This is a genomic window from Novosphingobium sp. (assembly GCF_027489515.1).
GTDB lineage: Bacteria > Pseudomonadota > Alphaproteobacteria > Sphingomonadales > Sphingomonadaceae > Novosphingobium.
Genome location: NZ_JAIXZS010000050.1, coordinates 41,474 through 52,453, shown reverse-complemented (window position 1 = coordinate 52,453; position 10,980 = coordinate 41,474). Strand labels below are relative to the sequence as shown.

Below are 10,980 nucleotides of genomic sequence, written 5' to 3'. Positions count from 1 at the left end.
TCGGCGAAGAAGACCAACGAAGGCTGGCGCATCAACGGCCAGAAGGTGTGGACCAGCGGCGCGCACAAGAGCCACGCCGCGCTCACCCTGCTGCGCACCGAGGAAGGCAGCGAGCGCCACACTGGCCTTTCGCAGATGATGATCGACCTCGATACGCCGGGGATCACCATCCGCCCGATCATCGACATGACGGGCACGCATCACTTCAACGAGATCTTCTTCGAGGACGTCCTCCTCCCGCACGACGCGCTCGTCGGCGTCGAGGGCAACGGCTGGAAGCAGGTCGTCGCCGAACTCGCGCTCGAACGCTCGGGGCCGGAGCGCTATCTCTCCAGCCACATGCTGCTCGTAGCGCTGATCGATGCGATGGGGCCCGAGCCCGATGCGCCGACCGCGCAGCTGATCGGCCGCCTCACCGCCGAGATGTGGACGCTGCGGCAGATGTCGATGTCGACCATTGCCAAGCTGGCGGCGGGCGAGGACCCGGTCGTCGAGGCGGCCATCGTCAAGGACCTCGGCAATGCCTACGAACAGGCGCTGCCGCGCGCGGTGCAAGCGGCGGTGAACGCGGACCTTGCGGGGAAGAGCGACCTCTCGCGCCTGCTGACGTGGATCCTCGTCGCGAGCCCAAGCTTCTCGCTGCGCGGCGGCACGCCGGAAGTGCTGCGCGGGATCATTGCCAAGGGATTGGGGCTGCGCTGATGAGCGACAATCGCACTTTGCTGACCGACATGGCAGCCGGCCTGTTCGCCGATCTGGCGGGCAAGCCTTTCGATGTGGCCTGGCCGCAGGTGGCCGAGGCTGGCTTTTCGACGCTGCTGGTGCCCGAGGATGCGGGCGGCTTCGGCGGGGACTGGGGCGATGTGCTGGCCGTGCTGCGGCTGGCGGGCCTCAACGCGCTCGCCGCGCCGCTAGCCGAGCCGGTGATCGCGCATTACTTGCTGGCGAAGGTGGGGATCGCTGCGCCGGAGGGGCTGATTTCCATCGCCGCGCCCGGCAGCCGCGTGCCCTATGGCCGTCATGCTGCGGCGGTGGTGCATGTGGAGGGCGGCACGCTCTCGCTCTACCACGCCGATGCCCTGAGCTTCGAGGAAAGCCTCTCGCCTGCGGGTGAGCCGTGGGATGCCGTGAGCTTTACCGGCGCGGCGGCGGCAACGGCTGCTTGCGACGTCGATCTGCTGGCGCTGGGCGCGTTTGCCCGGGTCGCGCAGGCCTCGGGCGCGCTGGAGGCGGCGTTCACGCTCGCCATCGATCATGTGAACACCCGCGTGCAGTTCGGCCGCGCGCTGGCGAAGTTTCAGGCCGTGCAGCAGGCGATGGCGGAGTTTTCCGAGGAAGCCGCTGCCGTCGACGCCTCAGCCGCGGCCTGCGCGGCGGCGCTCGATTACGGGCACGCCAGCTTCGAGATCGCGGCGGCCAAGCTGCGCATGGGGATCGCCGTGGACCGCGCGGTACCGATCGCGCATCGCATGCACGGCGCTATCGGCTTTACCATCGAATACGCGCTCAACCACCTGACCCGCCGCCTGATGGGCTGGCGCAGCGAATTCGGCGGCGATGCCTTCTGGGCAGAACGGCTGGGCCGCCGCGTGGCGGGCCTTGGCGGCCACGGCCTGTGGCGCGAAATGGCGGCGCGGACGGATCGGCTCGTCGGTTAGGCTCCGATGCTTGCCCCCCCTCCCGGAGGGAGGGGTTTGGCGAAGGTGTTCGGCCTTTCCGACAAGCACAGCGCACCCCCACCCGGCCTCCCCCGAACGGGGGAGGGGCAGAAGTGGCATACGTTTGTTCAGGCGCGCTTGCGGCCAAACCCGGCGACGCGCGGGGGCATTTGCGGCGTGGCGGGGGTCTGCGCTTGTGCCTCTGCCTCGGCCTTCAGGTTCGCCTCGCGCTGCGCCAGATAGCGCGCCATCACCGCATCGGCATCGAAGTCGCTCGCCGATTCAATCTCCTCGCGCGGGGCGTTCATCGCGCGGGTGAGCGCCGCCTTGGAGACGCGCGCCGCGCCGCCGACAAACCCGTCGCCCCCGCGCAGCTTTTCCATGTCCGTCAGCCGCGCGATCACGGTGGCCTTGTCCATGGCGAGCAGATTGAAGGGAATGGTGATCTTCGCCTTGCCGAGCACGCCGCCAGTATGGGTGATGCGGATCGAATGCTGCCGGCTCACCGGGATGAAGCCATAGATATACTGCGTCAGCGTGTGCACCTCGATCCCGGTAACTTCGCGCCAGTTCAGCCGCCGCGATGCGCCGATCGGATGAAGATGGATCTGCCGCTCGTCATACTCGATCGCCTTGAGATCGCTGAACACCCGCCCGAGCCGCCCGATCGACATGAGCGGCCCGCCCACGATCAGGATCACCCCGATGATCATGCCGACGGGGCCGGCAAACAAGCTGAACAGCCCCAGCACCGGCGCAAGAATCAGCAGAAACGCCCCGCTGAAGATGAGCTTGCCGCGGCTGTAGTAGAGTGTCGTCATCGTCGGTCTCCGTAGGGGAGACCTGCCATGGGAGTGGTTACGATGGGTTTAGCGCGCGGTCGCGACATGTTTTGATATGTCCGCATCGGACTGCTTGGGGCGCTGCGCCTGCCACCGGACAGGCCCCGAACCACCTGACTCGCCGTCTGCTGGGCTGGCGCAGCGAGTTCGGCGGCGATACATTCTTGGCCGAGCGGCTGGGCCGCCGCATGGCGGGCTGGGCGGCCACGGCGTGTGGCGCGAGATGGCGGCGCGGGCGGCCCTGTTTGTGGGGTGAGGGGCTGACGGCGCGCGTCAGCGCGGTGAGAGCAATCTGATCCGGACGATACCCACCCGATCCGTCGGTATGAGGCTGAGCCGCTCGTCTCCGTTGAGAGAGCGTCCGGCCTTCCAGCCCGTAGCAGTGAACCGCCCTTCCTCGGCCCGATCCACCTCGACAGGTACGGAGCCGTTGCTGAAGTCGGCGGTGAACCCCTTGCCGATCAACAGAAACGAGCCATCCTTCTCGGCAATGACAAGACCGAACGCGCGGCTGTCGCCTGGCGCGGGCCGCGCAGTCGGTCCTTCGGTCTCGCTTGGCAACGGCGGAGGCGGGGGCGGAGCTTGCAGGCCGACATCGAGCAGCATCTGGCGGAGCAGGATCGTCGTTTGTTGCACCGTGATGGTGTATCCGCCCAGTTTGATTGCGGAGGGCTTGTCATCGTCGAGCAGGATGCCCGCAATGCGGCCTTCCGCTTGCGCTTCAGCGATCACTCCGTCCATCCCGGAGAGGGCAAAGAACGCCTGCGCAAGTTGGCTGTCGATCCGTCCGTCCTCGATGCCGAACACGGAATACCCAATCGTGCGGTGCTGGCCGAGCGCCCAGAAAATGTCGCCGGTGCGAAACTGCGCCTCAGGCACGAACAGGGTGTTACCTGCATGATCGTAGTCCGCCAGAACCTGCTTGGCATCGGGCACATAGATATCCGGCGCCAGCAGATCGAGCGAGGGAGCTGCAGCCTGCCAGATATCGAGAACGCGCCGCGCGGGGCCGCCGCTGGGGTATTGGCCGGCCATCGGCTGGCCTTCCTGAGGGCCCAGCCAGGCATTGGTGTACATCGGCAACGGCAGCTGTCGTTTCCCGGCCGCGGCGAGCGTCTCCATGTAGCGCGCAAAGTGCCAGGCAATGAAAATCTCGTCCGCCTGCCAGTCCGTGCCGAAGACCTCGGCCCATGTGCCGGCCGTCTTGCGGCCCTGTCGGCTCCACACGGCGTCGAGCTCTGGCTTCAGCCGTTTGCGGTTAGCCGCTAGAAACTTGAGCAGTTGCGCAGGTACGCGGCCGTTCCAGGCAGCTTGCGCCAGCGCAGACCGGTCCCGGCTATCGCGCAGCAGACCCGTCTCGTTATTCACCTGCACCATGATCAACCGGTGATCTGGGTCAACCTGCGCGAGATGCTGCATCAATGCCGCGAACGCTTTGGCATCGGCCTTCATCAACTCCGGAGAAAACACCGAAAGCACGGGCTTCGGCATCGCCTCCTTGTAAGTAAAGGCTTCCTTCTGAGTGGAAGTCGCGACTGCACGGGGAAAGCGCCTCGTATCGCTGCGGACCCAAGACGGGGCATAAGTCGAGGCGGCGTTCTTGAAGGCGCCGAACCAGATCAGGACCAAGCGCATGTCGCGCTGCTTCGCCTCGGCAATTTGCGTGTCGACGAGCGTGAAATCGAACCGGCCTTCGGTGGGCTCTGTATCCTCCCATGAGGCTGTGGTGACCACCGTGCGCACGTGCATGGCCTGGAGCTTGTCCCAAACCGGCTGCATGTATTCCGCGCTGGATGCACTGGAATTGTGCAACTCGCCGCCGAGGGCCAGATAAGGCTTTCCATCGACTAGCAACTGACCTTCCCGGATCGCGGGAATGGGCGCGGCCGAAACTCGATCTGGGACGGCACTCGCGGCGGCGATGGCGAGCATCATGCTGCAGATCATGTTTCGCACATTGGTCTCCCATTCTTGTCGATTCCGAAATTAGAACCTATATTCTGTTTCGGCAAGTGCTGCGGTCCTTTACCTCCTCCACCCCAATCCCTTGACCCCATCCCCGACACCCCTTAATCGTTCAGTTAAACGAACGGATACGGGAGTCGAATGCCATGGCTGTTGCCTATATCGTTGATGCAGTGCGCACCGCTGGCGGGCGGCGGAATGGGCGGCTTGCGGGGGTTCATCCGGTCGATCTTTCGGCGGCGACCTTGGATGCCATTGTCGAGCGCACGGGCATCGATGGTGCGGCGGTGGACGATGTCGTCATGGGCTGCGTCTCGCAGGGCGGGCAGCAGGCGGGGCAGGTGGGGCGTAATGCCGTGCTTGCCGCGAAGCGCCTGCCGGATTCGGTGCCGGCCGTGACGATTGACCGCCAGTGCGGCTCCTCGCAGCAGGCGATCCAGTTTGCCGCGCAGGCGGTGATGTCGGGCGTGCAGGACATGGTGATCGCCGCGGGCGTCGAGAGCATGACCCGCGTGCCGATGGGCTCTACCGCGATCTTTCACATGAAAGAGGGGCTGGGCAACTACAAGTCGCCGCAGCTTGAAGAGAAATATCCGGGCATCATGTTCTCGCAGTTCATGGGCGCGGAAATGATCGTGAAGAAGCACGGCTTCACCAAGGATCAGCTCGATCAGTTCGCGCTCTCCAGCCACCTCAAGGCGATTGCCGCGACGCAGGCGAATGCCTTCGCGAACGAGATCGTGCCCATTGCTATCGAGACGGCGGACGGCCCCGCGATGCACACCGTGGACGAAGGCATCCGCTTCGATGCGAGCCTGGAATCGATTTCGGGCGTCAAGCTGCTTTCGCCCGATGGCTCGCTGACCGCGGCGAGTTCCAGCCAGATCTGTGACGGCGCGAGCGCGGCGCTGATCGTTTCGGAAGCGGCCCTGAAGGCGCATGGCCTCACCCCGCTCGCGCGGATCCACAACCTGACGGTGACCGCGGGCGATCCGGTGATCATGCTCGAAGAACCGCTCTTCGCTACCGACCGCGCGCTGCAGCGGGCCGGCATGAAGATCAGCGATATCGACCTGTACGAAGTGAACGAGGCGTTCGCTTCGGTGCCGATGGCCTGGCTGAAGCACACCGGTGCTGACCCGGAGAAGCTCAATGTGAACGGCGGCGCGATCGCGCTGGGCCACCCGCTTGGCGCTTCGGGCACCAAGCTGATGTCGACACTGCTTTATGCGCTGAAGGCGCGCGGCCTCAAGTATGGCCTGCAGACGATGTGCGAAGGCGGCGGTGTCGCCAACGTGACGATTGTCGAGATGATGTGATCCCTCCCCTCCCGCTTGCGGGAGGGGCCGGGGGAGGGTGTGTTGGCCAAGAACCGAACACGCCCCACCCCAACCCCTCCCCTGTAGGGGAGGGGCTAGTCTTTGATTTCAGGAGAGAATTGCCATGAAGCTTGATAGTTCGATTTCCGCAGTCGTCACCGGCGGCGCCTCCGGCCTTGGTGCCGCTACCGCGCGCGCGCTCGCCGCGAAAGGCGTGAAGGTCGCCATCTTCGACATGCAGAAGGAAAAGGGCGAGGCCGTCGCGGCCGAGATCGGCGGCGTGTTCTGCGAAGTGAACGTGACCTCGGACGAGAGCGTGGACGCCGGCTTTGCCAAGGCGCGTGCGGCGATCGGGCAGGAGCGCATCCTCGTGAACTGCGCGGGCACCGGCAACGCGATCAAGACCGCCAGCCGCAGCAAGGAAGATGGCTCGATCAAGCACTTCCCGCTGGAGGCTTTCAACTGGCTGATCCAGATCAACCTCGTCGGCACCTTCCGCTGCATCGCGAAGTCCGCCGCGGGCATGATGACGCTCGATCCAGTGGACGAATTCGGTGAGCGCGGCGCGATCGTCAACACCGCCTCGGTCGCGGCCGAGGACGGCCAGATCGGCCAGGCGGCATACTCCGCCTCGAAGGGCGGCGTGGTTGGCATGACGCTTCCCATCGCGCGCGACCTGATGAGCGAGGGCATCCGCGTCAACACCATCCTGCCGGGCATCTTCGATACCCCGCTGCTCGCGGGCGCGCCGCAGAACGTGCGCGATGCGCTCTCGGCCTCGGTGCCGTTCCCCAAGCGCCTCGGCGTTCCGGCGGAATATGCGCAGCTGGCGCTGACGATGATCGAATGCGGCTACTTCAACGGCGAAGACGTGCGCCTCGACGGCGCGATCCGCATGGCGCCGCGGTAAACTGAATCGCCCCTCCCGCGAGCGGGAGGGGCCGGGGGAGGGCATGTTGGCCAAGAACCGAACATGCCCCACCCCAACCCTCCCCTGAAGGGGAGGGACTACTGGAGAGGAAGAGCCGAGAATGGCCGAATACACGCAGATCCTGCTCGATGTGGCCGATGGCGTCGCGACGCTGACGCTCAACCGTCCGCACAAGATGAACGCGTACACGCGCACGATGATGACCGAGATCATCGACGCGTTCGACCGGACCGATGCCGACGACAGCGTGCGCGCGGTGATCGTGACGGGCGCGGGCGACCGGGCGTTCTGCGCCGGTGCGGACCTGACGCCGGACGATGGCGCGCGGCCGTTCTCCGATCCGACCGAGGTGCCGCTGAATGATGTGAAAGTGCGTGATGGCGGCGGCTATTGCACCTTGCGCATCTTCAATTCGAAGAAGCCGGTGATCGGCGCGATCAACGGCGCGGCAGTCGGCATCGGCGCGACGATGCAGCTGCCGATGGACTTCCGCCTTGCCAGCACGTCGGCGCGCTTCGGCTTCGTGTTCGCGCGGCGCGGGATCGTGCCCGAGGCAGCCTCAAGCTGGTTCCTCCCGCGCATCGTAGGCATGAGCCAGGCGCTCGAATGGTGCATGACGGGCCGTGTGTTCGGCGCAGAGGAAGCGCTGGCAGGGGGGCTCGTGCGCTCGCTTCATGCGCCCGAGGACCTGATGCCCGCCGCCCACGCCCTGGCGCGCGAGATCGCCGATAACACGAGTGCCGTGTCGGTCGCGATGACGCGCGCGATGCTGTGGCGCAACGCGGCGACGCCGCACCCGATGTATGCGCACCGCGTCGATAGCCGCGCGATCTACCAGCTTTCGCGCGGGGCTGATGCGAAAGAAGGTGTGGCCAGCTTTCTGGAAAAGCGCGCACCGGCCTACCCGGGACGCGTTTCTTCGGATATGCCGGGATTTTACCCGTGGTGGGAAGAACCGGGCTGGGAATGAAAGAGCAGACGAACGTGGCATCAGTGGGGGAAACCGGCGGGGAACAGCCGGGCGCGCGTGAGTTGTTGCTGGAAACCGCCTCGCAGATCATGCGAGAGGGCGACCAGGTCGATATTTCGCTGTCCGAGCTCTCGCTGCGCTCGGGGCTCAATTCCGCGCTGGTGAAGTACTACTTCGGCAACAAGGCCGGGATGCTGGGCGAATTGCTCGACCGCGACATGGTGGCGATCATCAAGTCGGTCGAGGCGCTGCTCGCCAAGGATCACATGAGCCCGGAGGCCAAGCTCAGGCAGCATATCGCGCGCTGCGTCGATACCTATTTCGCGTTTCCCTATCTCAACCGCCTGCTGATGCGGCTCGTGCGTGATAGCGATCCTGCCGAGGCGAAGCGGATTGCCGACAAGTACCTCATGCCGCTCAACAAGGCCTATGACCGGCTGATCAACGACGGCGTGAAGGCAGGCGTGTTTCGCCCGATCGATCCGCAGCTGTTCTATTTCACGGTGACGGGCGCAGCAGACAGGTTCTTTTCGGCGCGGCTGGTGTTGCGGCATTGCTTCGATCAGGACACGCTGACCGAGGAGCTGCGCGACCGCTACCGTGAGCATACGGTCGATTTCATCATGGCCGGTATTCTCGCCCGATGACCAATCCGGTGAGAAGCGGATGCGCTTTTGCTTGCGCAGCGCGGCGGCTGGCCTAGAACCGGAGCATGGCTGACACGCAGACCAGGCTGTCCGACTTTATCCCGTACCGCCTCGCGATCACATCGAACGCGGTCAGCAGCCTGATTTCGGGCGAGTATCACAGCGAATTCGGCCTAAAGATTCCCGAATGGCGGATCATGGCGGTGCTGGGTGACGCCGGCCAGTTGACGCAGCGCGACCTTGTGCGGGCGACGCTGATGGACAAGGTGGCGGTCAACCGGGCGTGCAAGATGCTGGGCGAGCGCGGGCTTGTCGCGCGTAGCCCCAACGAGGCGGACGGGCGTTCGCACCACTTGTGGCTGACTGATGAGGGCCGGGCGATGTATGATCGCATCTGGCCGAACGCCCTCTCCACCTACGAGAAGATCTTTGCCGCGCTCTCGCCGGCCGAAACGGCCAAGCTGCGAGCGCTGCTCGACAAATTGCTCAATGCGGTGCGCACCATCGAAGGGGAACGCCCATGAAACTGGCTAGCTTGCCGCAGCGGCGCGACGGCCGCCTGATCGTCGTTTCGGATGATCTGGCGTGGTATGCCGATGCCGACCATATCGTGCCGACCATGCAGGGCCTGCTCGACGAGTGGGATCGCTATGCCCCCTATCTCGAGGCGCTGGCGATCGAGCTTCAGCACGGCGCAATCCCGCAGAAGCGCTTCCATGAACGCGAGGCGGCGGCCCCGCTGCCGCGCGCGTTCCAGTGGGCGGACGGCAGCGCCTACGTCAACCACGTCGAACTTGTGCGCAAGGCGCGAGGGAGCGAGCTGCCGGCGAGTTTCTGGACCGATCCGCTGATGTACCAGGGCGGCAGCGACGACCTGCGCGGCGCGCGCGAGCCGATCATGCTTGCGGACGAGAGCTGGGGCTGCGATCTGGAAGCCGAGGTGGTGGTGGTGACGGGCGATGTCCCGCAGGGCGTTTCTCCGGAGGAAGCACTCGGGCATATCCGGCTGGTCGGGCTGGTGAACGACGTCTCGCTGCGCGGACTGATCCCGGACGAGCTCGCCAAGGGATTCGGCTTCGTGCAATCGAAGCCTGCCAGCCATTTCTCGCCAGTGTTCGTGACGCCCGAGCGGCTCGGCGCGGCATGGGCCGGGGGCAAGCTCCACCTGCCATTGCATGTCGACGTCAACGGGAGGCCCTTCGGCCGACTGGCGACGGGCGAGGACATGACCTTCGATTTTGGCCAGCTGATCGCACATCTTGCCAAGACGCGCCGCATCGGGGCGGGCACGATCATCGGCTCGGGCACGGTGTCCAACCGCGATTCCGATGGCAAGGCCGGCTACACGGCGGGTCGTCCGGTGCGCGAAGGCGGGCGCGGCTATGCTTGCATCGCCGAACAGCGCATGGTCGAGACCATTCGCAGCGGGGCGGCGGTGACGCCGTTCCTCAAGCACGGCGATAGCGTGCGGATCGCGGCGAAGGACGCCAAGGGCCACGCCGTGTTCGGTGCAATTGAACAGCAAGTGGTTGCGGCCTGAGCCGCCAGGCGCCGCGCTCCATCAGGCAGGCCAAGCAAGAAGGGGCGCAGCTTTCGCTGCGCCCCTTACTGTTTGCGGTGTCCGGACCGTTACGTCTTCCGGTTGAGGAAGTTGTCGCTGATCGAGCAGGCCGCAGGGCCAAGGATCACGATGAACAGCGTCGGCAGGATGAACAGGATCAGCGGGATCGTCATGATCGCCGGCAGGCGCGCGGCCTTTTCCTCGGCGCGCATCATGCGTTCGTTGCGGAATTCGGCCGAGAGCACGCGCAGCGCGGAGGCGAGCGGCGTACCGTAGCGCTCGGTCTGGATCATCGTGGTGACCACGCCCTTCACGGATTCGAGATTGACGCGGTAGGCAAGGTTTTCGAACGCGAGCCGGCGTTCGGTGAGGAACGAAAGCTCGATCGCGGTGAGCGCGAATTCATCGCCGAGTTCCGGGTACGCGCGGCCCAGTTCGCGCGCGACGCGGCCGAAGGCAGCATCGACGGTAAGGCCGGCTTCGGCGCAGATCACGAGAAGGTCGAGCGCATCGGGAAGGCCCTTGCGGATTTCCTTGGTGCGCTTGTTGATCAGGTTCTTGATCCAGATGTCCGGGCCCTTGTAGCCGAACCCCACCGCGCCCGCGAACAGGCCGAACTTCTTGAAGGCCGACCACGTCGGGAAATAATCCACGCCGTAGATCAGCACGCCGAACAGCAGGCCCAGCACGATCGGGCCGATCATCCGGGCGAGCACGACCGCGACGGCCCATTCCTTCTTGCGGATGCCGGCCTGCGCCAGCCGCTGCTGGATGTCGTGCAGCTGGCTGTCCTGCAGCACCTTCAGCGATTCGAGGAACGACTTGATGTTGTCGGTCGTCTCGTTGCGGCGGACGATGCTCTGGCGCTTCTTGGCGTTGACCGTGACGATGCCGGCCTTGAGCTGGTCGCGCCGGTCGTTGAGCGCCTTGACGCGCTTGGCCATCGGATCGCGCACCGTGACTGCGGCATAGATCGCCAGCAGCATCGCAGCGGCGGCAATCCCGACGAGGATCGAGCCGACGTAGATGACATCGACGCCGAGGAGCGTGGGGCCGTGCGGGGGAGGGGTGACTGCCATGATGGTTC

General features: G+C 65.4%; 11 protein-coding genes. 8 read left to right on the top strand and 3 right to left on the bottom strand.

What is annotated here, in order from left to right:
- Nucleotides 1-702: acyl-CoA dehydrogenase family protein (locus tag Q0082_RS08795; protein WP_298191617.1), on the top strand; the 702-nt coding region annotated here is incomplete at its 5' end.
- Complete coding sequence (locus Q0082_RS08790) at nt 702-1,658, top strand: acyl-CoA dehydrogenase family protein (RefSeq protein WP_298191616.1); 957 nt, start codon at nt 702-704, stop codon at nt 1,656-1,658. The genes Q0082_RS08795 and Q0082_RS08790, both read left to right, overlap by 1 nt.
- Before the next feature lie 128 nt (nt 1,659-1,786).
- On the opposite strand, the gene Q0082_RS08785 is transcribed toward Q0082_RS08790, so the two are convergent.
- Nucleotides 1,787-2,479 carry a hypothetical protein gene (locus Q0082_RS08785; protein WP_298191615.1) on the bottom strand — a complete coding sequence of 231 codons (693 nt, stop codon included), beginning with the start codon at nt 2,477-2,479 and terminating at the stop codon, nt 1,787-1,789.
- A gap of 294 nt (nt 2,480-2,773) precedes the next feature.
- Entirely contained in the window at nt 2,774-4,435 is a 1,662-nt protein-coding gene (locus Q0082_RS08780; protein ID WP_298191614.1) for a DUF5597 domain-containing protein, read from the bottom strand.
- A 176-nt stretch (nt 4,436-4,611) separates the two neighbouring features.
- Here Q0082_RS08780 and Q0082_RS08775 point away from each other — a divergent pair, with 176 nt between their 5' ends.
- The 6 genes from Q0082_RS08775 to Q0082_RS08750 all read left to right on the top strand — a co-directional run bounded on the left by Q0082_RS08775 (nt 4,612) and on the right by Q0082_RS08750 (nt 9,872).
- Nucleotides 4,612-5,784, top strand: a complete 1,173-nt coding sequence (locus tag Q0082_RS08775) for an acetyl-CoA C-acetyltransferase (protein WP_298191613.1) — start codon at nt 4,612-4,614, stop codon at nt 5,782-5,784.
- A 124-nt stretch (nt 5,785-5,908) separates the two neighbouring features.
- Nucleotides 5,909-6,694: an SDR family NAD(P)-dependent oxidoreductase gene (locus tag Q0082_RS08770; protein WP_298191612.1), complete on the top strand. Its 786-nt coding sequence runs from the start codon at nt 5,909-5,911 to the stop codon at nt 6,692-6,694.
- A gap of 121 nt (nt 6,695-6,815) precedes the next feature.
- The gene (locus tag Q0082_RS08765) at nt 6,816-7,685 is read left to right on the top strand and encodes a crotonase/enoyl-CoA hydratase family protein (RefSeq protein ID WP_298191611.1); all 870 of its coding nucleotides are present in this window, start codon (nt 6,816-6,818) and stop codon (nt 7,683-7,685) included.
- On the top strand, nt 7,682-8,332 hold the full coding sequence (locus tag Q0082_RS08760; protein WP_298191610.1) for a TetR family transcriptional regulator: 651 nt from the start codon (nt 7,682-7,684) through the stop codon (nt 8,330-8,332). Before Q0082_RS08765 ends, Q0082_RS08760 begins: the two co-directional genes overlap by 4 nt.
- A gap of 65 nt (nt 8,333-8,397) precedes the next feature.
- A complete protein-coding gene (locus Q0082_RS08755) occupies nt 8,398-8,856 on the top strand; it encodes a MarR family winged helix-turn-helix transcriptional regulator (protein ID WP_298191609.1) in 459 nt (152 codons plus the stop codon).
- The gene (locus tag Q0082_RS08750; protein WP_298191608.1) at nt 8,853-9,872 is read left to right on the top strand and encodes a fumarylacetoacetate hydrolase family protein; all 1,020 of its coding nucleotides are present in this window, start codon (nt 8,853-8,855) and stop codon (nt 9,870-9,872) included. Before Q0082_RS08755 ends, Q0082_RS08750 begins: the two co-directional genes overlap by 4 nt.
- A gap of 89 nt (nt 9,873-9,961) precedes the next feature.
- Here the strand turns inward: Q0082_RS08750 and Q0082_RS08745 are convergent, their stop codons facing one another.
- Complete coding sequence (locus Q0082_RS08745) at nt 9,962-10,972, bottom strand: type II secretion system F family protein (RefSeq protein WP_298191607.1); 1,011 nt, start codon at nt 10,970-10,972, stop codon at nt 9,962-9,964.
- Nucleotides 10,973-10,980 lie beyond the last annotated feature (8 nt).

What these genes read in the sequence shown, in the direction of transcription:
- Q0082_RS08760 (WP_298191610.1), top strand. Translation starts at nt 7,682, where the DNA reads ATGAAAGAGCAGACGAACGTGGCATCAGTGGGGGAAACCGGCGGGGAA.
- Q0082_RS08770 (WP_298191612.1), top strand. Translation starts at nt 5,909, where the DNA reads ATGAAGCTTGATAGTTCGATTTCCGCAGTCGTCACCGGCGGCGCCTCC.
- Q0082_RS08755 (WP_298191609.1), top strand. Translation starts at nt 8,398, where the DNA reads ATGGCTGACACGCAGACCAGGCTGTCCGACTTTATCCCGTACCGCCTC.
- Q0082_RS08750 (WP_298191608.1), top strand. Translation starts at nt 8,853, where the DNA reads ATGAAACTGGCTAGCTTGCCGCAGCGGCGCGACGGCCGCCTGATCGTC.
- Q0082_RS08745 (WP_298191607.1), bottom strand. Translation starts at nt 10,972, where the DNA reads ATGGCAGTCACCCCTCCCCCGCACGGCCCCACGCTCCTCGGCGTCGAT.
- Q0082_RS08780 (WP_298191614.1), bottom strand. Translation starts at nt 4,435, where the DNA reads ATGATGCTCGCCATCGCCGCCGCGAGTGCCGTCCCAGATCGAGTTTCG.
- Q0082_RS08790 (WP_298191616.1), top strand. Translation starts at nt 702, where the DNA reads ATGAGCGACAATCGCACTTTGCTGACCGACATGGCAGCCGGCCTGTTC.
- Q0082_RS08765 (WP_298191611.1), top strand. Translation starts at nt 6,816, where the DNA reads ATGGCCGAATACACGCAGATCCTGCTCGATGTGGCCGATGGCGTCGCG.
- Q0082_RS08775 (WP_298191613.1), top strand. Translation starts at nt 4,612, where the DNA reads ATGGCTGTTGCCTATATCGTTGATGCAGTGCGCACCGCTGGCGGGCGG.
- Q0082_RS08785 (WP_298191615.1), bottom strand. Translation starts at nt 2,479, where the DNA reads ATGACGACACTCTACTACAGCCGCGGCAAGCTCATCTTCAGCGGGGCG.